Source organism: Ramlibacter algicola (genome assembly GCF_016641735.1).
GTDB classification, from domain to species: domain Bacteria; phylum Pseudomonadota; class Gammaproteobacteria; order Burkholderiales; family Burkholderiaceae_C; genus Ramlibacter; species Ramlibacter algicola.
Genome location: NZ_JAEDAO010000001.1, coordinates 716,178 through 739,491 on the forward strand (window position 1 = coordinate 716,178; position 23,314 = coordinate 739,491).

Annotated in this window: 23 protein-coding genes; 12 read left to right on the forward strand and 11 right to left on the reverse strand. The window is 70.0% G+C overall.

From position 1 onward, the window contains the following. Positions 1–46 precede the first annotated feature (46 nt). Together I8E28_RS03525 and I8E28_RS03530 are read left to right on the forward strand one after the other, a co-directional pair. Positions 47–790 carry a Crp/Fnr family transcriptional regulator gene (locus tag I8E28_RS03525; protein ID WP_200786453.1) on the forward strand — a complete coding sequence of 248 codons (744 nt, stop codon included), beginning with the start codon at positions 47–49 and terminating at the stop codon, positions 788–790. Beyond that, on the forward strand, positions 780–1,553 hold the full coding sequence (locus I8E28_RS03530) for a pseudouridine synthase (RefSeq protein WP_200786454.1): 774 nt from the start codon (positions 780–782) through the stop codon (positions 1,551–1,553). Before I8E28_RS03525 ends, I8E28_RS03530 begins: the two co-directional genes overlap by 11 nt. A 106-nt stretch (positions 1,554–1,659) precedes the next feature. Here I8E28_RS03530 and I8E28_RS03535 read toward each other — a convergent pair whose 3' ends face one another. The 5 genes from I8E28_RS03535 to I8E28_RS03555 form a co-directional block, all read right to left on the reverse strand. Beyond that, a complete protein-coding gene (locus I8E28_RS03535) occupies positions 1,660–2,148 on the reverse strand; it encodes a Csu type fimbrial protein (RefSeq protein WP_275403450.1) in 489 nt (162 codons plus the stop codon). Next, positions 2,129–4,462 carry a fimbria/pilus outer membrane usher protein gene (locus I8E28_RS03540; protein WP_200786456.1) on the reverse strand — a complete coding sequence of 778 codons (2,334 nt, stop codon included), beginning with the start codon at positions 4,460–4,462 and terminating at the stop codon, positions 2,129–2,131. Before I8E28_RS03540 ends, I8E28_RS03535 begins: the two co-directional genes overlap by 20 nt. A 17-nt stretch (positions 4,463–4,479) precedes the next feature. Further along, on the reverse strand, positions 4,480–5,232 hold the full coding sequence (locus tag I8E28_RS03545) for a fimbrial biogenesis chaperone (RefSeq protein WP_200786457.1): 753 nt from the start codon (positions 5,230–5,232) through the stop codon (positions 4,480–4,482). Further along, positions 5,229–5,624 carry a spore coat protein U domain-containing protein gene (locus tag I8E28_RS03550; protein WP_200786458.1) on the reverse strand — a complete coding sequence of 132 codons (396 nt, stop codon included), beginning with the start codon at positions 5,622–5,624 and terminating at the stop codon, positions 5,229–5,231. The genes I8E28_RS03545 and I8E28_RS03550 overlap by 4 nt, the downstream gene beginning before the upstream one ends. 123 nt (positions 5,625–5,747) lie before the next feature. After that, complete coding sequence (locus tag I8E28_RS03555; protein ID WP_200786459.1) at positions 5,748–6,254, reverse strand: Csu type fimbrial protein; 507 nt, start codon at positions 6,252–6,254, stop codon at positions 5,748–5,750. 386 nt (positions 6,255–6,640) lie between these two features. On the opposite strand from I8E28_RS03555, the gene I8E28_RS03560 reads away from it, so the two are divergent. After that, positions 6,641–7,321 (forward strand): response regulator, encoded by a 681-nt coding sequence (locus I8E28_RS03560; RefSeq protein ID WP_200786460.1) that lies wholly within the window; start codon positions 6,641–6,643, stop codon positions 7,319–7,321. After that, positions 7,321–8,721 (forward strand): ATP-binding protein, encoded by a 1,401-nt coding sequence (locus tag I8E28_RS03565; RefSeq protein WP_200786461.1) that lies wholly within the window; start codon positions 7,321–7,323, stop codon positions 8,719–8,721. The genes I8E28_RS03560 and I8E28_RS03565 overlap by 1 nt, the downstream gene beginning before the upstream one ends. Before the next feature lie 15 nt (positions 8,722–8,736). On the opposite strand, the gene I8E28_RS03570 is transcribed toward I8E28_RS03565, so the two are convergent. Further along, positions 8,737–8,973: a hypothetical protein gene (locus tag I8E28_RS03570; protein ID WP_200786462.1), complete on the reverse strand. Its 237-nt coding sequence runs from the start codon at positions 8,971–8,973 to the stop codon at positions 8,737–8,739. A 229-nt stretch (positions 8,974–9,202) separates the two neighbouring features. On the opposite strand from I8E28_RS03570, the gene htpG reads away from it, so the two are divergent. Further along, the gene (gene htpG / locus I8E28_RS03575; protein WP_200786463.1) at positions 9,203–11,116 is read left to right on the forward strand and encodes a molecular chaperone HtpG; all 1,914 of its coding nucleotides are present in this window, start codon (positions 9,203–9,205) and stop codon (positions 11,114–11,116) included. Here the strand turns inward: htpG and I8E28_RS03580 are convergent. Genes I8E28_RS03580 through I8E28_RS03590 form a run of 3 tightly spaced genes read right to left on the reverse strand, consistent with a single transcriptional unit; the run spans position 11,113 to position 13,773 of the window. Then, a complete protein-coding gene (locus I8E28_RS03580) occupies positions 11,113–11,817 on the reverse strand; it encodes a molybdate ABC transporter substrate-binding protein (RefSeq protein ID WP_239027175.1) in 705 nt (234 codons plus the stop codon). The two genes, htpG and I8E28_RS03580, sit on opposite strands and share 4 nt — an antisense overlap. Beyond that, the gene (locus tag I8E28_RS03585) at positions 11,814–12,788 is read right to left on the reverse strand and encodes a tripartite tricarboxylate transporter substrate binding protein (protein WP_200786464.1); all 975 of its coding nucleotides are present in this window, start codon (positions 12,786–12,788) and stop codon (positions 11,814–11,816) included. Before I8E28_RS03585 ends, I8E28_RS03580 begins: the two co-directional genes overlap by 4 nt. Positions 12,789–12,807: 19 nt before the next feature. Then, positions 12,808–13,773, reverse strand: a complete 966-nt coding sequence (locus I8E28_RS03590) for a tripartite tricarboxylate transporter substrate binding protein (RefSeq protein ID WP_200786465.1) — start codon at positions 13,771–13,773, stop codon at positions 12,808–12,810. Positions 13,774–13,840: 67 nt separating this feature from the next. Here I8E28_RS03590 and I8E28_RS03595 point away from each other — a divergent pair, with 67 nt between their 5' ends. After that, positions 13,841–14,716, forward strand: a complete 876-nt coding sequence (locus tag I8E28_RS03595; protein WP_200786466.1) for a fumarylacetoacetate hydrolase family protein — start codon at positions 13,841–13,843, stop codon at positions 14,714–14,716. Between the two features lie 47 nt (positions 14,717–14,763). After that, positions 14,764–15,081: a hypothetical protein gene (locus I8E28_RS03600; RefSeq protein ID WP_200786467.1), complete on the forward strand. Its 318-nt coding sequence runs from the start codon at positions 14,764–14,766 to the stop codon at positions 15,079–15,081. A 13-nt stretch (positions 15,082–15,094) separates the two neighbouring features. Here I8E28_RS03600 and I8E28_RS03605 read toward each other — a convergent pair whose 3' ends face one another. Beyond that, positions 15,095–16,648, reverse strand: coding sequence for a mannose-1-phosphate guanylyltransferase/mannose-6-phosphate isomerase (locus I8E28_RS03605; RefSeq protein WP_200786468.1), 1,554 nt, complete (start codon positions 16,646–16,648; stop codon positions 15,095–15,097). Positions 16,649–16,884: 236 nt separating this feature from the next. On the opposite strand from I8E28_RS03605, the gene I8E28_RS03610 reads away from it, so the two are divergent. The 3 genes from I8E28_RS03610 to I8E28_RS03620 are packed head-to-tail and all read left to right on the forward strand — an operon-like array spanning position 16,885 to position 19,494. Continuing rightward, a complete protein-coding gene (locus I8E28_RS03610) occupies positions 16,885–17,037 on the forward strand; it encodes a hypothetical protein (RefSeq protein ID WP_200786469.1) in 153 nt (50 codons plus the stop codon). Further along, complete coding sequence (locus tag I8E28_RS03615; protein WP_200786470.1) at positions 17,034–18,449, forward strand: undecaprenyl-phosphate glucose phosphotransferase; 1,416 nt, start codon at positions 17,034–17,036, stop codon at positions 18,447–18,449. Before I8E28_RS03610 ends, I8E28_RS03615 begins: the two co-directional genes overlap by 4 nt. A 4-nt stretch (positions 18,450–18,453) precedes the next feature. Next, positions 18,454–19,494: a GNAT family N-acetyltransferase gene (locus tag I8E28_RS03620; protein ID WP_200786471.1), complete on the forward strand. Its 1,041-nt coding sequence runs from the start codon at positions 18,454–18,456 to the stop codon at positions 19,492–19,494. Between the two features lie 50 nt (positions 19,495–19,544). On the opposite strand, the gene I8E28_RS03625 is transcribed toward I8E28_RS03620, so the two are convergent. Further along, positions 19,545–20,702 (reverse strand): glycosyltransferase, encoded by a 1,158-nt coding sequence (locus tag I8E28_RS03625; RefSeq protein WP_200786472.1) that lies wholly within the window; start codon positions 20,700–20,702, stop codon positions 19,545–19,547. A gap of 81 nt (positions 20,703–20,783) precedes the next feature. On the opposite strand from I8E28_RS03625, the gene I8E28_RS03630 reads away from it, so the two are divergent. After that, a complete protein-coding gene (locus I8E28_RS03630) occupies positions 20,784–22,349 on the forward strand; it encodes a glucosamine inositolphosphorylceramide transferase family protein (protein WP_200786473.1) in 1,566 nt (521 codons plus the stop codon). Next, positions 22,342–23,205 carry a glycosyltransferase family 2 protein gene (locus I8E28_RS03635; RefSeq protein WP_200786474.1) on the forward strand — a complete coding sequence of 288 codons (864 nt, stop codon included), beginning with the start codon at positions 22,342–22,344 and terminating at the stop codon, positions 23,203–23,205. Before I8E28_RS03630 ends, I8E28_RS03635 begins: the two co-directional genes overlap by 8 nt. Positions 23,206–23,314 lie beyond the last annotated feature (109 nt).

Here is a 23,314-nt window from a genome sequence, read left to right on the forward strand (position 1 = left end):
CTTTGCAATGACAATTTGCGGGATTCCCCTCAACGGAATTACCCGCATGCACGCTGTCCGCTCCGAACCCCCGCTGCACCAGCGCAAGCGCGCCCCCACGGCCGCCGAGCTGCAGGGCGTGCCGTGGCTGGAGCTGCTGTCGGCCAGCGAGCGCGAGCGCGCTGTTGGCGACATCACCGTCGGCGATGCCCGCCCCGGCGACTTCGTCTGCCGCGTGGGCCGGCCTGTGACCTACTGGTTCGGCGTCATCGAGGGGCTGCTCAAGATGAGCACGGACACCTCGCAGGGCCAGCAGGTGACATTCACCGGCGTGCCGCCCGGCGGCTGGTTCGGCGAGGGCACGGCGCTCAAGCGGGAGGTGTACCGCTACAACATCCAGCCGCTGCGCAACAGCGTCGTCGCCGGCCTGCCGGTCGACACCTTCCATTGGCTGCTGGACCACTCGATCGGGTTCAACCGCTTCGTGATGAACCAGCTCAACGAGCGGCTGGCGCAGTTCATCGCCGCGCGCGAGATCGACCGCATGGCCAACCCCGACGTGCGCGTGGCGCGCAGCCTGGCGGCGCTCTTCAATCCCGTGCTGTATCCGGGCGTCGGCGAGGTGCTGCGCATCACGCAGCAGGAACTGGCGTACCTCGTCGGCTTGTCGCGCCAGCGCGTGAACGAGGCCTTGTCCGCGCTGCAGGCGCAAGGGGCGATTCGCGTCGAGTACGGCGGCCTGCGCATCCTCGACCTCGCCGCGCTGCGAAGCGGCCCGGCCACGCCCGCACAATCGGCGCATGCCGCCTGACGCGCCACCTTCCACCGTCCGATTGAACAAGCGCATGGCCGACCTCGGCCTGTGCTCGCGGCGCGAGGCCGACGCCTGGATCGAGCGCGGCTGGGTGCGCGTCAACGGCGAAGTCGCGCCGATGGGCCTGCAGGTCACCGAAGCCGACCGCATCGAGGTCGACCGCCGCGCGGAAGGCCAGCAGCGCCAGCAGGTCACGATCCTGCTGCACAAGCCGATCGGCTACGTCAGCGGCCAGGCCGAGGACGGCTACCAGCCGGCCGTGACGCTGGTGCAACCGCGCACGCACTGGAGCGGCGACCCGTCGCGCGTGCGCTTCGCCCGCGAGCAGCTGCGCGGCCTGGCGCCGGCCGGTCGCCTCGACATCGATTCCACCGGCCTGCTCGTGCTGACGCAGGACGGCCGCGTGGCGCGGCAGTTGATCGGCGAGGACTCCGACATCGAGAAGGAGTACCTCGTGCGGGTCGAGTACGGCGCCGTCGCACGCGGCGTGCAGGGGGCCTTTCCCGCTGCGCAATTGCAGAGGCTGCGGCACGGCCTGTCGCTCGATGGCAAGGCGTTGAAGCCGGCCCGCGTGGACTGGCAGAACCCCGAGCAGCTGCGCTTCGTGCTGAAGGAAGGCAAGAAGCGCCAGATCCGCCGGATGTGCGAACTGGTGGGGCTCAGGGTCGTGGGGCTCAAGCGCGTGCGCATCGGTGGTGTTGCGCTGGGGCAGTTGCCGCAGGGGATGTGGCGGTATCTGGGCGAGGGGGAGCGGTTCTGATGCTTCGCATCCACTTCGATCCCGAGACCGTGCCGGGTGTCTATGCACTGCCGGTTGCCCTTGCCACGATGGCTTGAACTCCGGGCCGACCCGCAGGTCGCCTTCGTCACGGCGTGACGGTCAGGGTGACCTGGTCGGCGTAGCTGCCCACGTACACGTCCTGGTTGGCCGGGATGCGGCCATAGATCACGACGGTCGTGCTGGCGGACCCGTTGTTCGGAACCGAAATGAGCTCCGTGGCCGCATCGACGCCAGGCGTGTTGCCCCAGATGAAGGTTCGCCCGCTGTCGCGATAGAGGTTGTACGAGATCGTTGTCGGAACGCCGCTTCCGGCGAGCCGCCGGTCGGCCGTGCTGGTGCCATGCGCGCCCGCGCTCAGCGCGAGCGTGATCGTGTTGTTCTGCGGGCCGCCGACGCGGCTGCAGGTCAGTCCGACCGAGGCCTGCGTGTCACGAGCCACGGTGGCGAACGGGTCGTAGACGCCGAAGTTCAGTCCCACGAGGCTCGTGATCCTGCACGTGCTGTCGGCGGCAGCCGGCCCGGCGACGAGCGCGAGAAGGAGGAATGCGATCCGACTATTCACAGGTCGCCCCATTGGCAAGTTCGACGACAGGCTCGTCCGATGCCGGCACGGAGAAACGGCAGGTCACTTCCGCACTCTCCGTGCGCAGCTTGCCGACGTATGTCCCCGGTTCGGCCCTCTCGATGTAGAACTCGCCCGTGGAGTCAGTCTCCACCGTCACCTCGCCAGCGGGTCCGTTCATTGTCCACGATCTGCTTGCAATCGCTTCCCTTCCGGACGCCTTCGAGAGCCATGCGCGACCCGCGATGGCGTGCAGCCGCCTCGCATTGAAGTCGACGACCACTCCGCTGCGCAGCGGCGGTGCAATCGGGAGCGCGCGGCGATCGAGCTGGTAGGTCAAGGCGAGTTGCTTGTCGTTCACGGACACTTCCTGCCGGTCGTAGGCCGCAACCCGGGGAAGGATCACGCGGCCGTTCGCATCCGTCGTCCCCTGCACCTGGTTGTTCAGGGACACCTGCACGCCGGCCTGTGGCACCCCCAGCTTCGCGAGGACGAAACTGTCTCCCACCTGCCGCGTGGCGGCGACCTCGCCATCGATCGCGACCAGTGCCCCGCTCACGCCGAGCTCCGAGTAGCTCAGTCCACCCCCGGGTGACTGGGCAATCACCGTCGCGTCGACGGCGAACGGCTTCAGGTTGACGGTTCCGCCGAGCGACGCCGTGCGTGACTCGCCCGCGGGCAGGTTGATGTTGGTGACGGCAGCGCGATAGCCGAACCCTTCCGACTGGGGCAGTTGCCGGCCGACCTCGAATCCAGCCGCTTGCGTGCCCGGACTTGCATCGAAGGTCCCGCCGACCCAGTCGAGGCCGTCGAGATAGTGCCGCCAGATCACGCCCACGGAGTTGATCGTGCGCCCGCCGCTGGAGCTGTGCCTCAATTCCGCGCTCAGTGACGACCGGCTCGAGAAGCTGCTCGTGACCCGCAACGAGGCCATGGTGCGCGTCTCCAGCGCCGAGGTGGCACGCGTCCAGTCGACGCCCCAGGAGAGGTTCCGCCATGGCACCACCAGGGCCGCGCGGTACTCGGTCGTGGGAAAGATGGAACTGTCCGCAACGAAGGACCGGAACCCTGCATCGAAGCGCCGCACGCCGGCCAGCCACGCGACGTGCGGGGTCTGGAACTGGTATTGCGCCGACCAGCCGCGGCGGGCTCGCCGCGTGACCCGGTCCCGGTTGCCCAAAGCATCGAGGGAGACCAGGCCAAAACGGTCCAGCCGCAGTGCCAGCCCGGCTCCGACCGTCGCGAAGTCCCGGCTCGCCTCGCCACCAGCGGAAACGGTCAGTGCGTCGGTGACGCCGTACCGGTGCACGGCCTGCGCGGCGGGCTCCCGGTACACCCAGCGGTTGTCGGCGGCCAGCTCCGAGCGCCGGCCGACAAAGTACAGGTAGTCGTGGACGCCTTCCGCCAGGGCGGTTTCCGTGAAAAAGAAGGGCTGGTCGATCACCTGGCGCCTGCCGGCGATGTCGGTCACCGTGACCCTCACGTTCCGCTGGCCACCCGCGGACTGCAGGTTGCCGATGTCGATCGGGCCTGGAGCGACGTTGCCCCTGTAGACGGGGCTGCCATCGACGCTCACCTCCACTTCGGCCGGCAGCGCTGTCGAGGCCTGCACGCTCGCCCGCGGCGCGCGCAGGGCGTTCGGGTCCATGTTCCAGATCTTCGTCACGAGCAGCCCGGCCCCGGTGATGGCGCTGCCGTAGCCTCCCGCGCCCGAGACGACGTCGCCGGCCACCCAGCGCCGCGAGGCCTCGTGTTGCTCGAAGATCAACTGCGTGCGGCCACGAGCCATCGACTTGCCGGCCGCCCCGATGTCCAGGCGGTTTTCCTGCCGTAGCAGCAAGGGGCCGACGCGGACGTTGGTGTCGGTGAGCAGGGTCGTCTGCCGGTCTTCGCCCAACGTGCGGTTCGACAGCCGGTAGGAGAGGATCAGGCTCGTGGCTGGATCGGAAAGCCGGACCGCCGGGCCGCGCGGGGTCAGGTCCACCCGGTTGGGGGCCAGCAATGCGTCCGGGAATCGCACGCGCACCAGCAATTCCCCGTCGTCGAACGCGATCGACTCGGCCCCGAGTTCACGCAGGCTGACGTGCGACGCGCCTGCTGGCGGGCCCGACTGGACCTGCAGGCGGCCGACGTCGGCTGGCGACAACCAGTAGTTGTCGCCTTTCTTGATGACGAGGAACTCGCCGCGGCGCACGCCGTTGACCTCGATCGTCAGCAGCGCTTCCTCGCCGCCCTGCGGAGGCGCTGGCGCGGCATGCGGACAGGTGGCGAATGCCAGCAGGCATGCGAGCAGGAATCCGTGCTTGCCGCGGGCCCAGGGTCGCATCCTTGCCGAACGGCTCCTCAGGAGCAGTTGGCCGGATCGACGTCGAGCCGGCGTTCGAACTTGGCCGCGGGACCCTCCGCGGTGACCAGGAGCGACCTGGCCTTCCTGCAGGCTTCCGGCGGGATGTCGACGGTGTAGGTCCGTTGCGTCCCGGCGAGCGAGTACCACCCGTTGGCGTCGATGGACAAGCCCGCGCCGTCACTCACGTTGATCTTCGTGAGGCGGACGTGCGCATTGCTGTCGTTGCGCACGGGCAGGACGACCTTGCCCTTCGCCAACGTTGGCGCCTGCACGTCGAGCGACGGCTTGCCGTCCGGGGGCGGGACGAAGATCGGCACGCCGAAGCGGAAAACGAAATTGACGCTGGGCCGGCCGGGCAGGTCCAGCGGGTCCGGCATTTCCTCGATGAACAGGCGGTATGCGCGCTCGACCCGATCGGGGGGCGACTTCGCGCCGACGCGGACGATCTTGCGCGACTCCTTGTCGATATCCATCTGGCGCGGGAAGTAGATGAGGTCGCTGCTGTCCGTGTAGACGTCCTTGCCCTCGGCGTCCTGGGTCCACGCCATCAGCTTGACCGACACGCGCAGGCGGCCCGGGCTGTGATTCGTGACCGTGATGGTCTCGCTCGGCGACGACGGGCCCAGTTCGGCGCGGATGGGGCTGACCGAGAAGTCGGCGGCGCCGACGCCCGGGGAAGCAAGAACGCAGGACGCGAGCGCGAGAGCGGTCCAGGCCGGACGGCGCGTGATCATCAGGTGGGTACTCAAGGATCCAAGCTGATCTGCACTGTATCCGAGTAAAGGCCCACCAACGCGGATGTATACGCGGCCGGCGCGACCGTGGCGGTGATCGTGACGTTCACCACGGCGTTCTTGGCCGCGGAACCTGACGAGGGCGTGAAGCCGAGCGAGTACGGCAGGAACTCGGTCGCCGTCGTCGCGTGCTTCATTCGGCGCTCGCCGTTGAAGAAGTTCGCGCCATTGCTCGCCGAGACCACGTAGACCGCTGGATCGGCCGACCCGGCGCACTTGAACGACCAGACGACGGATCCCGAGACGGGCAGCGTATTCGTCGGGTTGATGGCCAGCGAGATGGTCGCCGGCGCGATCGTCGAGAACTTGCAGTTGCTCTTCGACGAGATCGACGCCGAGACCGTCAAGGACGCGGAACTGCCGGCCCAAGCCGACGCGCCTGAAAGCAGCGCGAAGGCAAGGCACAGCAATCTCCCTGGGCGACGCGCGTCCATGATCGGTGGTGCGCCGCGGTGGCGGCGCTGCCTTGCTTAGGGGTTGATGGCGAGCGTGACGCCCGTCTTGGAGTACGTGCCGGCGTTGGCAATCGCGTAGTCAGTCTTGAGGATCTTGCCGTTCAGCGTGATCGTCTGCGGCGCAACGCCGAAACCGTTGAACGTGGTCGGCGTGGCCCAGGTGATGCTGAACGGAAGCGTGGTACCTGCGGCACCACCTGCTCCAGTGAGCGAATCGCTGTAGCCCGCGGAGCCGTCGGTGGTGCCACCGACCGCGAAGGTCACGCCGCTGGTGCCCTTGCTGCACTTGAAGTAGACGGTCGTCGACTTGGTCGCGTCCGCGGTGCCCAGCGGATCGATGGCGCCGAAGTCCATCGAGAACGGTGCGGTCACGGCAGTGGCGCTGCTGTCGGCGTACAGCTTGCAGGTCCCGGTCACGGACGCCTGCACATTCAGGGTGGCGGTGTCGCCGGCGAACGCAGCGGTCGACAGGGTGGCAACAGCCGCGATGGCGGCGAGGCGGGCAAACTTCAGAGACTTCATGGAAGAACTCCTGTGGAGGTTGGTTAAGCCCTTGGTCGCTGGCCTTTAAGGCTTAAGCAAATTCCCTAGGGATGGTTGACTGTAACTCCCTGTTGCTCAGCCACGCAATGAAGAAAGTCACGCGGATCAAGGAGTTGCACGTTGAACCGGGACTTTCGATGCCGTTTGTGACACACATGCAACCGTTTGTAATGTGTCGGCGCCGGTGTGCGGCTGACGGGCGACGATGAGCGGCACTTTTCGGTCCTTTCGTCGCTTCACCCTGTCCGGCCGTCGCCTAACCCGGGCCTAACTGTGGTTCTGTAGCCTTGCGGCACCGGAAGCCTTGCCATGCCGAACCGCCACTCGTCCCCTGTCATCCGCGCCCTCCGGGCGGGGGTCCGCTGATGCGCGCCCTGCTGGTCGAGGACGACGAAATGATCGGCCACAGCCTGCAGAAGGCGCTGGAGGCCAACGGCTGGTCGGTCGACTGGGTCAAGGAGGGCGAGCTCGCGCAGAGCGCTATGGCCGATGGCGGCTACGCGTGCGTGTTGCTGGACCTGGGGTTGCCGCGCAAGGACGGCATCGACGTGCTGCGCACCGCGCGCAGCCGCGGCGACCACACGCCGGTGATCGTGCTGACCGCGCGCGACGGCATCGACGACCGCATCACGGGGCTCGATGTCGGCGCCGACGACTACCTGGTCAAGCCCTACGAATTCCGCGAGCTGCTCGCGCGCATGCGCGCCGTCATCCGCCGCCGCGACGGCGCGGCGCATTCGATCATCGGCACCGACGCCCTGCAGCTGGACCTGACCACGCGCGAGGTGCTCGTCGACGGCGAGCGCGCGCAGCTGTCGGCGCGCGAGTTCGCGCTGCTGCACGCCCTGCTCGAACGCCCCGGCGCGATCCTCTCGCGCGACCAGCTCGAAAGCCGCATCTACGGGTGGGGCGAAGAGGTGAGCAGCAACGCGGTCGACGTGTTGATCCACGGCATGCGCCGCAAGCTCGGTCCGGATGCCATCCGCAACGTGCGGGGCCTCGGCTGGCGCGTGGCCGCCGGCCAGGGCACGCGGGAGGGCGCGTGATGCGCTGGCACGTCCTGCCCGCCGGCCCCATGTGCTCGCTGCGCCGGGCGCTGCTCCTGTGGCTGGTGCCGCTGTTCCTGCTCGTGGGCGCCGCGTCCGCCGCGCTCTCGTACTGGACCTACAACCGCATGGTCGGCCAGTTCATGGACGAGCAGATGGAGCAGCTCGCGCAGTCCATCGCGCTGCAGGAGGAGCATGTCTCCCTGCGCAAGGCCGACCCCGAGCGCGTGCACAGCTGGGGCGTCTACATCGCGCAGGTCTGGACGCCCGACGGCCGCCTCGATGCGAGCTCGCTGCCCGACGTGGCAGTGCCGCTTGCCCCGCGTCCGGGCTTCAGCGACGTGGCGCTGGACGGCAAGCTGTGGCGCGTCGTCACCACGGCCTCCCCCATCACCGGCAAGCAGGTGCAGGTGCTGCAAAGCGGCGACTTCCGCCGCAAGCTCGCGGTCGAGCGCGCCGGCGCCGCGATCGCACCTGTGATGATCCTGTTGCCGCTGGCGCTGCTGATCCTGTGGGGCGTGGCCGGCAAGCTGTCGCGCGAGATCCACGCGGTCGGCGAGCAGCTGGCCCGCCAGGACGTCAACACGCTGGACGACCTGCCGCTCACACGCGTGCCGTCGGAGATCGCGCCGCTCGTGGGGTCCTTCAACGCGCTGCTGGCGCGCCTGCGCGAGGCGATCGCGCAGAAGCGCCGCTTCATGCAGGACGCGGCGCACGAACTGCGCACGCCGATCACTGCGGTGGCCCTGCAGCTGGAGAACGTACGTCGTGACCTGCCGTCCGGCGCCTGCCAGCAAAGCTTCTCGCAGCTGGAGGCGGGCGTCAGCCGCGCCCAGCGCCTGGTCGACCAGCTGCTGAAGATGTCGCGCAACGAGGGCGCCACGCCGGAGGCGCCGGTGACCATCGATCTGCAGGCGCAGGTGCACCAGAGCGTGGACGGCCTGATCGCGCTGGCCGACCAGCGCGGCATCGACCTGGGGCTGGTGGTCGACGAGTCGGCGCGCAAGTCGGCGGTCCTGCGTTGCGGTGCCGGCGACCTGCGCAGCGTGCTCGACAACCTGATCGAGAACGCACTGCGCTACACGCCGGAAGGCGGCGTCGTCGACGTGCGCCTGGCCGGCAGCGCCGCCGGCCCGGTCATCGAGGTGGTGGACACCGGCCCGGGCATCCCGCCGGACCAGTTGCCGCGGGTGTTCGACCGCTTCTTCCGCGTGCCCGGCACCACTGCGCGCGGCAGCGGCCTGGGCCTGTCGATCGCACAGAACGCGGCGCAGCGCTGCGGCCTGCGCATCGTCCTGCGCAACCGCACGGACCGCAGCGGCCTCGTGGCCCGCATCGAGCCGCTGCTGGCATCGGCAGCGGCCCCGCGCCTGGGCAGCGAACCGGCCCTGGCGTCCTGAGGCGAACGCGCCGCTTCAGGCGGTGAAAGTCAGGGACGGTGTGAGCGTCAAGGCGACGGCGTGCCGTGTGGCGGCCGACGTCTCGCGGCTGCTTCCCAGCCTGCAATGCGCCCGCTGCGCGAGCGCGACCCGCTGCTCCCGGTTGAGCACTTCCACCGTCAACGTGCCCGGCGCGCCGAGGCTCAGGGACGCGAGCGTGTGTGGCGTGTCGGGGGAAGGCAGGCTGGCAGGGAGTGAGAGCTGGAAGGACATTCGCCGCGGCAGAGCTGGGGACGAGCGACTGTAACCACCTGTCAGTGCCTCGCAACCGCAGGGAGGCGGACCCGGCGCGCCGTCCGGCGACTTATTTCACGCGCGCCGGCGCCGGCTGTGGCCTCGCGCCACCGGCACAATCCGCCGCTCGCCCGCCGCGACGCTTGAAATGCACGTCCACGATCCCCACATCGACGGCGCTGTTCCGGCACTTCCGACACCCACAACCATGTCCGATCCCAAGCAAACCCTGTCCTTCCAGGCCGAGGTCGCCCAGCTGCTGCACCTGGTCACCCACTCGCTTTATTCCAACCGCGAGATCTTCGTTCGCGAGCTCGTGTCCAACGCTTCGGACGCGTGCGACAAGCTGCGTTTCGAGGCGCTGAACGACGGCGCGCTGTACGAGGACGCCCCGAACCTCGAGGTGCGCATCGCCTTCGACAGCGACGCGCGCACGATCACCATCAGCGACAACGGCATCGGCCTGTCGCAGCAGGAAGCCATCGACAACCTCGGCACCATCGCCAAGAGCGGCACGCGCGAGTTCATGGGCAAGCTGTCGGGCGACCAGAAGGCCGACGCGCAGCTGATCGGCCAGTTCGGCGTCGGCTTCTATTCCGGCTTCATCGTCGCCGATCGCATCACGGTGGAATCGCGCCGCGCCGGCCTGCCGCACGACCAGGGCGTGCGCTGGTCCAGCACCGGCACGGGCGCGTTCGAAGTGGAGCCGATCACGCGTGCCCAGCGCGGCACCAGCGTGATCCTGCACGTGCGCGATGACGCCACCGAGTTCCTCTCCACCTGGAAGCTCAAGTCGATCATTGCGAAGTACTCCGACCACATCTCGCTGCCGATCCTCATGCGCAAGGAGGAATGGAAGGAAGGCGAGGAGGGCAAGGGCGGCGAGATGGTCCTCACCGACGAGTGGGAGACCGTCAACCAGGCCAGCGCCCTGTGGTCGCGGCCGAAGAAGGACGTCACCGACGAACAGTACAAGGCCTTCTACAAGCAGGCTTCGCACGACCACGAGGACCCGCTCACCTGGAGCCACAACCGCGTCGAAGGCAGCACCGAATACACGCAGCTGCTGTACATCCCCGCGCATGCGCCGTTCGACCTGTGGAACCGCGACAAGCCCGCGGGCGTGAAGCTGTACGTCAAGCGCGTCTTCATCATGGACGACGCGCAGGCGCTGCTGCCCACGTACCTGCGCTTCGTGCGCGGCGTCATCGATTCGGCGGACCTGCCGCTCAACGTCAGCCGCGAACTGCTGCAGGAAAGCCGCGACGTGAAGGCGATCCGCGAAGGCAGCACCAAGCGCGTGCTGTCGATGCTGGAGGACCTGGCGAAACTGGAGAAGGACGAGGCCGCCTCCGCGGAGGAGAAGGCCAAGTACGCGACCTTCTGGTCCGGGTTCGGCGCGGTGCTCAAGGAAGGCCTGGGCGAGGACTTCGCCAATCGCGAGCGGCTGGCCAGGCTGCTGCGCTTCGCGTCCACGCAGTCCGACGAGCAGGTGGTTTCTCTCGCCGACTACAAGGCGCGGATGAAGGACGGCCAGGACGCCATCTACTACATCACCGCCGACACGCTGGCAGCGGCGAAGAACAGCCCGCAGCTCGAGGTGTTCCGCAAGAAGGGCCTCGAGGTGCTGCTCATGACGGACCGCGTCGACGAGTGGGCGCTGAACTACCTGCAGGACTTCGACGGCACGCCGCTGCAATCGGTCGCCAAGGGCGCGGTCGACCTGGGCAAGCTGCAGGACGAGGAAGAAAAGAAGAAGGCCGAGGAAGCCGCCGAAGCCTTCAAGCCGGTGCTCGCGAAGCTGAAGGACGCGCTGAAGGACAAGGTCGAGGACGTGCGCGTCACCAGCCGCCTGGTCGATTCGCCTGCGTGCCTGGTCGTCAGCGACGGCGGCATGAGCCTGCAGCTCTCGCGCCTGCTCAAGCAGGCCGGGCAGAAGGTGCCCGAGACCAAGCCGGTGCTCGAAGTGAACCCCGACCACGCGCTGGTGAAGAAGCTCGAAGGCTCGGTGCACTTCCACGACCTGGCGCACATCCTGTTCGACCAGGCGATGCTCGCGGAAGGCGGGATGCCGGACGACCCGGCAGCGTACGTCAAGCGCGTGAACGCGCTGCTGGCTTAAAGGGGGTCGAAACCCGCCGCGCTGCGCTGCGCCGCGGCTTCCTTCGACACCAGCAGGCCCGCGACCTGCAGCGCCGCATCCGGATCGTTCGCGCTCGTCGTGACGGCTGCCGTGTAGACAGTCGCGAGTTCGTGCTCGCGGGGCAGCCCACCCGCGAGCTGCACGCCGGGCGTGTCGAGGATCTCCGTGACTTGCGTGCAGCCGATCGCGCGCCGGTCGCCGCTGGCGGCCATCTCGCGCATCGCGGTGGCGCCATTCGGGAACGCGCGGATCCGCGCGGCGAGTTCCTGGTCCAGGCCCAGGCCGCGGAACACCTTCATCATGTGCACGCCCGCCGTCGACTTCACCGCGTCGGGGATGTAGACCGCGGTCGCGCCGCGCAGCACCTGCGCGAGCTGCTGCGACGTCTGCACCTGCGGCAGCGGCTCGCCGGCGGGAACGCCGACGCCGGTGCGCACGCGCCCCACGGGCCGCGCGGCCCCTGCGCGCACGTGGCCCTGCTGCTCGAGTTCGTCGACCAGCGCCTGCGTGAGGATCAGGAGGTCGCACGGCTCGCCGGCCAGCAACTTGTCGCGCATGGCGCCGACCGCGCCGAAGTGGCCGCCGACCGACAGCCCGCGCTCGCGCAGCTGCGGCTCGAGCGCGCGCACCAGTCCTTGGGCGGCGCCGCCGCTGAGCACGCGCACCGGGCGCATCGTCATTCGGCCTTGATGTTGGCGCCCTGGATGACCTTCGCCCACTTGGCGATGTCGTCCTGGATGTACTTGTCGAAGGCGGTCGGGCTCATGACCATCGCCGTCGCGCCCTGGCGTGCCCATTCCTGCTGCACGTCCGGCGAACTGGTGATCTTGCTGATCGCCGCATTGAGCTTGGCGACGACGTCCGCCGGGGTGCCCTTGGGTGCCAGCACGCCCAGCCAGATGGTGGCTTCGTAGCCCGGCACGCCGGACTCGTCGACCGTGGGCACGTCGGGCAGCACTGTCGATCGTTTCCTGCCGGTCGTCGCGATCGCCTTCACCTTGCCGCCCTTGACCTGCTCGGTCATGGTCGTGACCGCGTCGAACATCAGCTGCACCTGGCCGCCGATGACGTCGGTGCGCGCGCCCGAACTGCCCTTGTAGGGCACGTGCACGATGGCCGTGCCGCTCATGCTCTTGAACAGCTCGCCGGCCATGTGGTACGGCGTGCCCGTCCCGGACGACGCGTAGTTCAGCTTGCCGGGCTGGTCCTTGGCCAGCTTGAGCAGCTGCTGCACGTTGGACGCCGGCACCGACGGGTGCGCCACCAGCACGAGGTCGGACGCGTTGATCGGCGCCACGCCCACGAAGTCGCGCGTCAGCTGGTACGGCTTGTTCGGCACCAGCGTCTCGTTGACCGTGTGCGTGTTGGACATCAGCAGCAGCGTGTAGCCATCCGCCGGCGCCTTCGCCGCCAGGTCGGTGCCGATCACGGCGCCCGCTCCCGGCTTGTTGTCGACCACGAAAGGTTGCCCGAGGCTGTCGCCCAGCCGCTGCGCGATGAAGCGCGCGTAGATGTCCGCCGGGCCGCCGGTGGCGTACGGAACGATGACCTTCACCGGGCGGGCCGGCCAGGAGGTCTGCGCGGCGGCGGGGAGGACCAGCGCTGCGCCGGCGGCGGCGAACAGCAGGTGTTTCAGCAGCGTCAGGCGCATCGTGGTCTCCTCGCGTGGATCACTCCACCTTGCCGATCTTCTTGACCACCTCGGACATGCGGCGCACGTCGGACTGCACGTACTTCTCGAAGTCCGGCGTGTCCTGGAACATCACGGGGCTGCCGGCGTTGCCGATCACCTCCTTGACTTTCGTGTCGGCACCGGCCGCGCGGGCGGCGGCGCGCAGGCGCTGCACGACCGGCTCCGGCACGTTGGCGGGCACGAACAGGCCCGACCACTGCGCGTATTCGGCGTTGTAGCCCGCGTCCTTGAGCGCCGGCACGTCGGGCATCGCATCGAGCTTGCCGTGGCCCCAGTGCGCCAGCACGCGCAGCTTGCCGGACTTGACGTGCTGCAACACCGTCGCGGGACCCGACGACACGGCGTCGATCTGGCCGCCCAGCAGCGCGACGACCGCCGGCGCGGCGCCGGTGAAGGGCACGTGCGTCATCTTGATGCCGGCGCTCTGCGCCAGGATCTCCATCGGCACGTGCATCGTCCCGTAGTTGCCGGACGAGCCGTAGTTGATGGCGCCAGGGCGCTTCTTCGCGTCCTCGACGAAGTCCTTCACCGTCTTCCACGGCGCGTCGGCACGCACCGCCAGCACCGTCGGGTCGGCGGTGAAGCGCGCGATCGGGCGCAGCTGCTGGAAGCTGTACATCGGCGAGCGGCCGATGATGGCGTCGGCTTCGGGCAGCACGCTGTACGAGGCCAGCGCCATCAGGATCGTGTAGCCGTCGGCCGGGGCCTTGGCGGCTTGCGCCATGCCGATGCCGCCGCCGGCGCCGCCCTTGTTCTCGACGATGACGGGCTGGCCCAGCTCGCGTCCCATGGCGTCCGCCACGGGGCGGCCGACGATGTCGGCCAGGCCGCCGGCCGGGAACGGCACGATCATGGTGATGGGCTTGGTGGGAAAGGCCTGCGCGAAGACGGTCGCGCTGGCGGTGGCCAGCGCGACCGCGGCGATGGCGGTGCGACGTTGCATTCGGTGGTCTCCTTGGATGGCGTTAGCATGCAACGTTCCCCGACCCCCACCGAAGAGAGTTTTCCCGATGAAGATCGCCGCCTACCTCGACCGTGGCCAGCCCCGCGTCGGCATCGTCGCTTCCGACCTGCAGAGCGTGCTGCCCCTGGACCTGCCTCCCGAAGCCGCCGCGCTGGGCGCCCTGGCCGTCGTCGAACTGCAGGCGCAGGGCCGGCCCATGCCCGCCACCGGCGCGCCGGTCGCCATCGACGCCATCCAGCTCACCGCGCCCATTCCGCGCCCGCGCCGCAACATCTTCTGCGTCGGCAAGAACTACCACGCGCACGCGAAGGAATTCGCCGGCAGCGGCTTCGACAGCAGCGCCAAGGCCGGCGGCGACATCCCGTCGGTGCCGATCTTCTTCACCAAGGTGCCCGAGTCGGTGATCGGCCCGACCGATGCCATCGTGGTGCCGAAGGAGGTGTCGACCGCCATCGACTACGAAGTCGAACTCACGGTCATCATCGGCAAGGGCGGCAAGGGCATCCGCAAGCAGGACGCGCTGTCGCACGTGTGGGGCTACACGGTCGTCAACGACGTCACCGCGCGCGACTGGCAGCAGCGCCACCTGCAGTGGCTGCTGGGCAAGTCGTTCGACACCTTCTGCCCGATGGGCCCGTGGCTCGTCACGGCCGACGAGTGCGACGGCACCAACACGCGCGTGCGCACCTGGGTCAACGGCGAACTGCGCCAGGACGCCGTCACGCCCGACCTCATCTTCGACGTGCCGACGCTGATCGAGACGCTGTCGGCCGGCATCACGCTGTACCCCGGCGACATCATCGCCACCGGCACGCCGGTGGGCGTGGGCATCGGCTTCAAGCCGCCAAAGTACCTGCAGCCCGGCGATGTCGTGAAGATGGAGATCGACGGCATCGGCGTCATCGAGAACCCGGTCCGCTGAAGCATCCGTTCACACCTGCGGGCCGGGGCGCACCCGACAATGCCCGCATGCAAGCCCTGCGTGCGATCGTGCTCGCCGCCGCCGCGGTGGCGTTGGCCGGCTGTGCCAACACCGGGGTCGGCGCGGGCCTGTCCATTCCCGTCGGCCCCGTCTCGGTCGGCATCGGCGGTGGAACCGGCGGCCTGTCCGTGGGCGTGGGCACCGGCGTCGGCCCGGTGGGCGTCGGCGTCGGCGTGAACCAGGGCGGCGTGGTGAGCGGCGGCGTCGGCGTCGGCGCCAGCGTGCCGGTCGGCAATGGCCCCGTCAGCGCCGGTGTCGGCGTGGGCACGGGCACCGTGCTGTACGACCCCAACGCGAAACGCTGAACAGCGCAGCGGCCTACTTGGGCCGGCCCGGCATCGTGTCGCTCGCCTGGGCGTGCAGTTCGCCGTTGGGCAGCGGCGGCGTCGTCGGCAGCACGCGCAGCACGCTGGGCGCTGCGTCGCGCCCCATGGCCGGCACCGGTTCACGCGTCGGGATGCCCGAGATCGGCCGGCCGTAGGCGTCGTCGACCCGAACGATGTCGTCCTCGCCCAGGTAGTCACCGGTCTGCACCTCGATCACTTCCAGCGGCGTCGCGCCCGGGTTGTGCAGTCGGTGCAGCGTCCCCGCCGGGATGTCGATGGACTCGTTCTCGCGCAGCACCACGGTGCGCGTGCCGACGGTGGCTTCGGCCACGCCGCGCACCACCACCCAATGCTCGGACCGGTGCCGGTGCAACTGCAGGCTCAGCAACCCCAGGGGTTTCACGCACAGTCGCTTGACCTGGTAGCCCGGCCGCCGCTCCATGCTGTCGAAGTAGCCCCAGGGCCGCTGCACCTTGCGATGCTCGACGGCCTGCGCATCGCCGCGCCGCTCCAGCTCGTGCACCAGGCCCTTGACCGCTTCGGCGGCCGAGCGGTCGGCGACCAGCACCGCGTCGGGGGTGTCGACGATCACGAGGTCGTTGGTGCCCAGCGCGACCACCCGCCGGTGCGGCGCGTGGATGTAGGTGCCCTGCGCGCCGGCGGCCGCCAGGCCCTGCCCCTCGACGCAGTTGCCGCGCTCGTCGTGCGGGCGGATGCCGGCCACGGCGTCCCAGCTGCCGACGTCGCTCCACGCGCCCTCGAACGGCAGCACGACCAGGCCGGCATGGCGCTGCATGACCGCCACATCGATGCTCTCGCTGCGGCATCCCTGCAGCGGCACCGCGCGGGGCCGCACGACGCCGGTGCCGCGCTGCGCGTCGCGCATCGCGTCGCGGCAGGACGCGAGGATGTCCGGTGCGTGGCGCTCCATCGCATCGAGCAGGACGTCGGCGCGGCACAGGAAGATGCCGGCGTTCCAGTCCACGTGCCCGCCGCGCAGCAACTGCTGGGCACGCTCCGCCGTCGGCTTCTCGACGAAGCGCACCACCCGGTGGCCGCCGTACGCATGCGGCGCGCCACGCTCGATGTAGCCGTAGGCGGTGCTGGCGAAGGTGGGCGCCACGCCGAAGACCACGATGGCGCCTGCCAGCGCGGTGACCTCGGCGCGTTCGACCATGGCGCGGAAGGCCTCGGCATCGGGGATGTGGTGGTCGGCCGGGCAGAACAGCTGCAGCTGTTCCGGGTCCTGCGCCTGCAGCGCGGCCAGCGCCATCGCGGCGGCCGTGCTGCGCTGGCACGGCTCCAGGATCACTGTCGCGCGGCAGCCGGCTCCGGCGACCGCATCGCCGAGCAGGAAGTGGTGCTCGGCCGCGCCGACGCAAATCAGATCGCCCTGCGGCCCGGCCAGTGGCGCCACCCGCTCGAGCGTCATGGCCAGCAGGCTGCGCCCACCGACCAGCTCGGCGAACTGCTTGGGGAACGCCTTGCGCGACACCGGCCACAGGCGGGTCCCGGATCCGCCGCAGAGAACGACTGGCTGAAGCATCGATTTCTCCCGTGAAGCCCCGCGGCTCCGTGGGCCCAGCGTAGGCGCGGGTGGGTCCGCAGGGCAGGGACCAAGCAACCGTCTCGCGTAGTGCATGTGTCCCGGCACGCACAGGGATGCGACGGGGCGGGGTGCTTGTCACGCGCCGCGTGGGACAAAGTGCCCTTTCGGCGCGGCCGTCCGCGAAATCCAATCCATGCATCGGCCACCGCGCCGCAAGGGCAGGAGCACGGACCATGGAACGACGAACCTTCACGATGGGACTCGCCGCCGGCGCGGCCAGCCTGGCGCTGCCGCGCGTCCGCGCCCAGCAGGAGCCCGCGGTGAAGGCCGACCTGCGCCGCCAGTCCGTGCCCCACCAGCGCGCCACCGGCCAAGACGCGCGATGAAGATCTACCTGGACCAGCTCCCGTCCCGCCTGATGCCGGACGAGGGGCAGTGGGGGTTCGTCACCTCGCTCATCGACCGCGTGCTGCTCGCGGCCAGCTACCTCGCGGCGGTCGGGCTGTTCGCGATGCCCTTCGGACGCAACGACCTGATCGTGGTGCTGATCGTGCTGATGGTGAGCGCGCCGGCGGGCCGTGCGCCGTTCCGCCGCATGTCGGGCGAGATCGCGTGGCAGCTGGTCAAGCACTGGGGGCTCGCGCTGCTGTCGGTGCTGCTGGTCGCCGGGGCGCTCGGGCTGGTGTTCCCTGGCGAGCCGCCCCTGGTGGAGGGAAGCGCCGTGCTGGGCTGGGCCGGGCTGTCCCTGTTCGCGTTATTCGGCGCGCACGCGTTCTCCCCCTCGGTCGCGCCGTACCTGGGCCGGCACCTCTACAAGCAGGACGGCGTCCTCATCGTCGGCATCAACGACGTCGCGCTGCGGCTGTCGCGCCTGATCACCAGCGGCGAGGCCGAGGGCCAGCGGCTGGTCGGCTACGTCGAGGACCGCTCGCTCGAACGCGTGGCGCGGACGGCGTCCGAGCGCGTGCTCGGCGGCTTCTCCGACATCGGCGAACTCACGCGCACGCACGGCATCAACGTCATCTACCTGACCATCCCGATGACGCGGCAGCCGCGCGTGCTGGCGCTGCTCGAGCAGCTGCAGGACACCACGGCCTCGGTGTTCTTCGTGCCCGACGTGTTTGTCGCCCGCATGATCCAGGGCCGCGTCGCCACCGTCGCCGGCCTGCCGATGCTGTCCGTGTGCGACACGCCGTTGCAGGGCAGCGCCGCCGGCATGAAGCGTGCGCTGGACCTGGTGGTGACGATCGCGCTGCTGCCCTTTCTGCTGCCCGTGATGGCGGTCATCGCGCTGGCCGTCAAGGCGACATCGCCCGGGCCCGCGATCTTCAAGCAGCGCCGCTTCGGCCTCGACGGGCGCGAGATCAGCGTGCTGAAGTTCCGGACCATGCGCGTGATGGAGGACGGCGACACCACGTACACGCAGGTGACCCGCGAGGACCCGCGCGTCACCCCGCTGGGCCGCTCCCTGCGCCGCACGTCGCTCGACGAGCTGCCGCAGATCCTGAACGTGCTTGCGGGCAGCATGAGCCTGGTCGGGCCGCGGCCGCACGCGATCGCGGTGAACGAGCAGTACCGCAAGCTGATCACCGGCTACATGCTGCGCCACAAGGTCAAGCCGGGCATCACCGGCTGGGCGCAGGTGCACGGCGCGCGCGGCGGCAACGACCTGTCATCGATGCGCAAGCGCACCGAGTACGACATCGCCTACCTGCAGTCCTGGAGCCTGAGCCTGGACATCCGCATCCTCTGGCGCACCGCGGTGATGCTGGTGCGCGGGGACATGATGGCGTATTGAGCGCATGAAGATCTCCGTCATCCACACGCGGGAGGTCGATGCCGGCATGCGCGCCCGCTGGCTCGCGCTGCAGCGCTCCAACCCGGCCCTCGCGAGCCCGTTCTTCTGCCCCGAGTTCACGCTCGCGGTGGGCGAGGTCTGCACCGACGTGCGCGTGGCCGTCCTGGAGGAGGGCGACAGCATCGTGGGCCTGCTCCCGTACCAGTCGCGCTGGAGCATCGGCGCGCCGGTCGGCCGCATGCTCTCGGACCACCACGGCATGGTGTGCGCGCCCGGCACGCGCTGGCGCTGGCCGGACCTGCTGCGCGCCGCCGGGCTGTCCTGCTGGCGCTTCTACAACCTTTGCGGGGAGCAGGCGCCTTCCACCGGCGTGAAGCGGCACGACTCGCTGGCGCTGGACCTGTCGCGCGGCTTCGACGCCTACAAGGCCGGGCGCCACGACGAGCACCCCGGCACCCTGCGCGTGTACGAGCGCAAGCACCGCAAGCTGGCCCGCACCGCTCCGCTGCGCTACGTCGACGACGACCGCGACCCGCGCACGTTCGCGACGGTGCTGCGCCTGAAGTTCGACCAGTACCGCCGCACCGGTGCGGAGAACGTGCTGGAACTGCGCTGGGTGTGCGACCTCCTGGACCGTGTCCGCCAGCACCAGCTGCCGCATTTCGGCGGCCGCCTCGCGGTGCTCTACGCCGGCGACCAGCTGGCGGCGGCGAACCTGGGCTTGCGGTCGGAGGAGATCTGGCACGGCTGGCTCTCCGTCTACGAGCCCGCGCTGGCAAGGTACTCGCCCGGGCTGCAGCAACTGATGTTCACCGCGGCGGCCGCCGCCGAACAGGGTTGCCGACTGCTCGACCTGGGCCGTGGAGACGAGGCGTACAAACAGATGTTCGCCGACCATCCGACCCCGCTCGCGGAGGGCGCGTTCACGCGCTCGACGCCCGCGGCCTCCCTCACCCTGGCCGCCTACCACGCAGCCCGGACACTGGTCGACAGCCCGTTCGGCCGGCGCCTGAAGCCCGTGGCGCATCGCGCCCGCAGCGTGTGACGGCCATGTCGACTCACCGCGATCACCGGCGCGCCGGCGTCACGTCCTCTTCAGCACAGCCCGTCGAACAGCGCGAGGTAGCGGTCGACGCTGTGCTGCACGGTGAAGCGGGCGGCGTGCTGCCGTCCGGGTGCGGGGTCCGGCGGTTGCTGCAGCACGTCGCGGATGGCAGCGGCCATCGCGTCGGGGTCGCCGATCGGCACCAGGCGTCCGTAGCGGCCGTCCTCCAGCATCTCGATGGCGCCGGGATTCATCGTCGCCACGACAGGGCAGCCGCACGCCAGCGCCTCGATCACGACCAGCGGGGCGCCTTCGAAGCGCGAGGACGACACCAGCACGCGGCTCTTGGCGACGAACGCGGCGGGCTTGGCCTGGAATCCCGCCAGCCACACGTCGTCCGCGATTTCGAGCTCGACGGCCAGGGCCTCCAGTGCGGCGCGCTCGCGTCCGTCGCCCACCAGGACGAGGCGCGACCCCGTCGCGTTCCGGATGCGCGCGAAGGCCCGCAGCAAGGTCGCGAAATCCTTCACCGGCTCCAGGCGTCCCACGCCGATCACCACCGGCCGCGAGCGGTCCTGGAACCATGGGTGCTCCACGGGTTCCGCGGCCATGCCCCAGAACTGTTCGGGCAGCACCGGGTTGGGCAGGATGTCGATGCGCTCGCCCGGAACGCCCAGCGCGACCAGCGATCGCTTCACGCCTTCGGATACCGCGACGATCGCCGATGCCCGCGGATAAGCGCGGCCGATCAGGGACTGCAGCACGACGCGTCGCCAGCGGCGGTGGCCGGACAGCGCGCGGTCCAGCGGCGAGTGTTCGCTCACGACCACGCGCGTGGAGGCACCGGCGAGCCGGCGCGCCGCCAGTGCGACGAGGTTCGCGTGCGGGAAGGGTGTCATGAGCACGTCGGGATGCTGCTTGCGGAGGAACGCGGCGAGCGGGCGGATCGCACCGGTGTTGGCCGACAGCAGCGTGCAGCCTGGGGAGACCTGCAGGTCGACGACTCGCACCTCGCCCGGCGCCTCCTGCAGCAATGCGCCCGACTTGTCGTGCACCACCAGCCAGGTCTTGATGCCGCGCCGTGCGAACCCCGCCGCCAGCCGCAGCATGACCGTCTCGGCGCCCCCTCGGTCCAGCGCCGGCACGTACAGGGCCACGGAGCCCCGGTCGGCCAGGTCGTTGGGGGTTCCGCGCAGTTCAACGCTCATCCGGCAAGGCGCTCCATTGGGGGGTGCTGCGTGCCGATCGAGCATACGCGGTAACCGCGGGCCGCAAGGGAGGGTCTGGCCATGAACGCGTCTCCTGACCCGACCCGGATCGGGCTCATCATCGACGGCGCCGAGCCGCCCGCCTGGCAGGTGCAGCTGGCCGGCGACCTGGCCCGCTCGGCCGACGTGCGTGTGTATGCCGTGCCTTCCGCGCAGGCGCCCGAGGACTGGGCGCGGCTCGCGGAGAAGGTGCCCGCCCTGCGGCGCAATGCTTCCGGCCTGGAAGTGCAACGGGTGACCAGCGCGCGAGCCGCGCTCGCCGCGTGCCGCGCGGATGACGTCGACCTGGTGGTGGACGCCGGCCCGACGCCCGCGTCGGGGCCGCAGCGCTTCCGGCGCGGCATCTGGACGCTGCGGCAACGCGACGGCCGCAGCGTCGGCGCGCCTTACGCGTTCCTCGAGGAGATCGCGCGCCGGCAAGCCGACGCCGCCGTCTTCCTCGTGCGCGACGGCAGGACCGCGTTGCGCGTCGCCCATCCGCAAGTCGCGCGCGGCCGCTACGCCGCGAGCCTGGACCGCCTGCTGCAGGTCGCCGCGTGCCTGCCCGCGGCGGCGCTGCAGGGCCGCGACGAGGCCGCGCATCCGTGGACACCGGGCGTGCGGCCCGCTGCACTCGCGCCCGGCGTCGCGCTGGCGTACGCGGGCTTGCTGCAGGCCGTCGACCAGTGGCGCGCCTGGACGGTCAGCGAATCCTGGATGCTGGGAGTCATCGACAAGCCCATCGAGGAAGTGTGCAGCGCGGACCTGCGCCACGCGGTGCGCTGGCTCGGGCCGCGCGAGCCCTCTCGCTACTGGGCCGACCCGTTCGGCGTGCCCGGCGACCCCGGCCGCCTGCTGTGCGAGGAAGTGGTGCACGACCAGCCGACCGGGGTGCTGAAGGAACTGACCCTGGACGAGGGCTGCGGGCAGGTGAAGGCGGAGCGCCAGGTGCCGATGGCCGTGCCGGGCCACCTGTCGTATCCCTTCCTGTTCGAGCACGACGGCGCCACCTGGTGCATCCCGGAGTCCGGCGCCGCGGGCAAGGTCGTCATCCATCGGCTCGAGCCGGCCACGGGCGCCTGGCAGCCCGCGTGCACCGCACTCGACGGCGTGCAGGCCGCCGATGCGACGCTCTTCCGGCACGGCGGCCTGCTGTGGATCGCGTATTCCGATGCGCGGTTCGGCGTGCACGACAGCCTGTGCCTCGCGTGGGCGGAGCACATCACCGGGCCGTGGCGCCGGCATCCGCTGAACCCGGTCAAGATCGACGCGCGCTCGTCGCGGCCCGCAGGCACCGTGTTCCGGCGCGGCGGCGACCTGATCCGGCCCGGCCAGGATTGCTCGCGAACCTACGGCGGCGCGGTGGCGCTCAACCGCATCGAGGTCTGCACCCCGACCGAGTACCGGGAGTCGACCGTGGAGTTCATCCGCCCGGGCGCCGGCACCCTCAACCCGCACGGCGTCCACACGCTGTCGGCCTGGGGCGAGCGCACGCTGGTCGACGCCAAGCGCGAGTGGGTCAACCCCTGGGTGCTGCGCTACAAGGCGCGCAAGCGGCTCGGCCTCGGGCCGCAGCCGGACGCGCGGATGGCGGTCCGCCATGAGTGAGAAGCCGATGCGCGGCGCCGCGCCGCTGGTGAGCCTGGTGCTGGGCACGAAGGGGCGCACCGAGGAACTCGGCCGGTTCCTGCGCTCGCTCGCCTGCCAGACCTGCCGCGATGTGGAACTGGTCATCGTGGACCAGAACGAGGACGATCGCGTCGGGCAGGTGCTGCGCAGCGTCCCGATGGACATCCCGGTCGTGGTCATCAAGTCGCCGCCGGGGTTGTCGCGCGCGAGGAACCGCGGGCTGCGCCAGGCGCGCGGCAGCATCGTCGGCTTCCCGGACGACGACTGCTGGTACCCGGCGGACCTGCTGGCCCGCGTGCTCGACGCGTTCGACCACTGCGACGCGGACCTCGTCTGCGGCAGGTCCTGCGACGGCGACGGCCGGCAGGAAAGGGCGTGGCCGGAGACGCCGCGCAAGGTGGGCTACCTGAACGTGTGGCGCTGCGCGATCTCGTTCACCATCTTCGCGCGCCGGCGCGTCTTCGATGCGGTGCCCACGTTCGACGAGGAACTCGGCGTCGGCGCCGGCACCATCTACGGCTCGGGCGAGGAAACGGATTTCCTGATCCGCGCGCTGCGTGCCGGCTTCGCCATCGACTACACGCCCGACGTGGTGGTGTTCCATCCGGTGAAGACGGCCACCTACGACGCCGAGACCGTCAAGCGCACGCGGGCCTACGCGCCCGGGTTCGGCCGCGTGCTGAAGAAGAACAGCTACCCGGCCTGGTTCCTCTGGTTCGCGCTGGCCAAGTCGCTCGTCAAGGTCCTGCTGGGCACGGTCCGCCGGGATCCCTGGTACCGCCGCTGCGGAGCCGAACAGGTGCGCGGCTACCTCGCCGGCTGGCGGGCGAAGTGACGGCCACGGTTTGTCCTATGGCAGGCGGGACAAAGCTCACTTCTGCCCGCGCGGCAAAGCGACTCCAATGCATTCGGACGGGTCGGCAGTGGCACTGCCCGCCTGCGTA

What these genes read in the sequence shown, in the direction of transcription:
- I8E28_RS03590 (WP_200786465.1), bottom strand. Translation starts at nt 13,773, where the DNA reads ATGCAACGTCGCACCGCCATCGCCGCGGTCGCGCTGGCCACCGCCAGC.
- I8E28_RS03535 (WP_275403450.1), bottom strand. Translation starts at nt 2,148, where the DNA reads ATGGGGCGACCTGTGAATAGTCGGATCGCATTCCTCCTTCTCGCGCTC.
- I8E28_RS03615 (WP_200786470.1), top strand. Translation starts at nt 17,034, where the DNA reads ATGAAGATCTACCTGGACCAGCTCCCGTCCCGCCTGATGCCGGACGAG.
- htpG (WP_200786463.1), top strand. Translation starts at nt 9,203, where the DNA reads ATGTCCGATCCCAAGCAAACCCTGTCCTTCCAGGCCGAGGTCGCCCAG.
- I8E28_RS03600 (WP_200786467.1), top strand. Translation starts at nt 14,764, where the DNA reads ATGCAAGCCCTGCGTGCGATCGTGCTCGCCGCCGCCGCGGTGGCGTTG.
- I8E28_RS03630 (WP_200786473.1), top strand. Translation starts at nt 20,784, where the DNA reads ATGAACGCGTCTCCTGACCCGACCCGGATCGGGCTCATCATCGACGGC.
- I8E28_RS03570 (WP_200786462.1), bottom strand. Translation starts at nt 8,973, where the DNA reads ATGTCCTTCCAGCTCTCACTCCCTGCCAGCCTGCCTTCCCCCGACACG.
- I8E28_RS03635 (WP_200786474.1), top strand. Translation starts at nt 22,342, where the DNA reads ATGAGTGAGAAGCCGATGCGCGGCGCCGCGCCGCTGGTGAGCCTGGTG.
- I8E28_RS03605 (WP_200786468.1), bottom strand. Translation starts at nt 16,648, where the DNA reads ATGCTTCAGCCAGTCGTTCTCTGCGGCGGATCCGGGACCCGCCTGTGG.
- I8E28_RS03555 (WP_200786459.1), bottom strand. Translation starts at nt 6,254, where the DNA reads ATGAAGTCTCTGAAGTTTGCCCGCCTCGCCGCCATCGCGGCTGTTGCC.
- I8E28_RS03580 (WP_239027175.1), bottom strand. Translation starts at nt 11,817, where the DNA reads ATGACGATGCGCCCGGTGCGCGTGCTCAGCGGCGGCGCCGCCCAAGGA.
- I8E28_RS03525 (WP_200786453.1), top strand. Translation starts at nt 47, where the DNA reads ATGCACGCTGTCCGCTCCGAACCCCCGCTGCACCAGCGCAAGCGCGCC.
- I8E28_RS03585 (WP_200786464.1), bottom strand. Translation starts at nt 12,788, where the DNA reads ATGCGCCTGACGCTGCTGAAACACCTGCTGTTCGCCGCCGCCGGCGCA.
- I8E28_RS03565 (WP_200786461.1), top strand. Translation starts at nt 7,321, where the DNA reads ATGCGCTGGCACGTCCTGCCCGCCGGCCCCATGTGCTCGCTGCGCCGG.
- I8E28_RS03625 (WP_200786472.1), bottom strand. Translation starts at nt 20,702, where the DNA reads ATGAGCGTTGAACTGCGCGGAACCCCCAACGACCTGGCCGACCGGGGC.
- I8E28_RS03620 (WP_200786471.1), top strand. Translation starts at nt 18,454, where the DNA reads ATGAAGATCTCCGTCATCCACACGCGGGAGGTCGATGCCGGCATGCGC.
- I8E28_RS03530 (WP_200786454.1), top strand. Translation starts at nt 780, where the DNA reads ATGCCGCCTGACGCGCCACCTTCCACCGTCCGATTGAACAAGCGCATG.
- I8E28_RS03560 (WP_200786460.1), top strand. Translation starts at nt 6,641, where the DNA reads ATGCGCGCCCTGCTGGTCGAGGACGACGAAATGATCGGCCACAGCCTG.
- I8E28_RS03540 (WP_200786456.1), bottom strand. Translation starts at nt 4,462, where the DNA reads ATGCGACCCTGGGCCCGCGGCAAGCACGGATTCCTGCTCGCATGCCTG.
- I8E28_RS03595 (WP_200786466.1), top strand. Translation starts at nt 13,841, where the DNA reads ATGAAGATCGCCGCCTACCTCGACCGTGGCCAGCCCCGCGTCGGCATC.
- I8E28_RS03610 (WP_200786469.1), top strand. Translation starts at nt 16,885, where the DNA reads ATGGAACGACGAACCTTCACGATGGGACTCGCCGCCGGCGCGGCCAGC.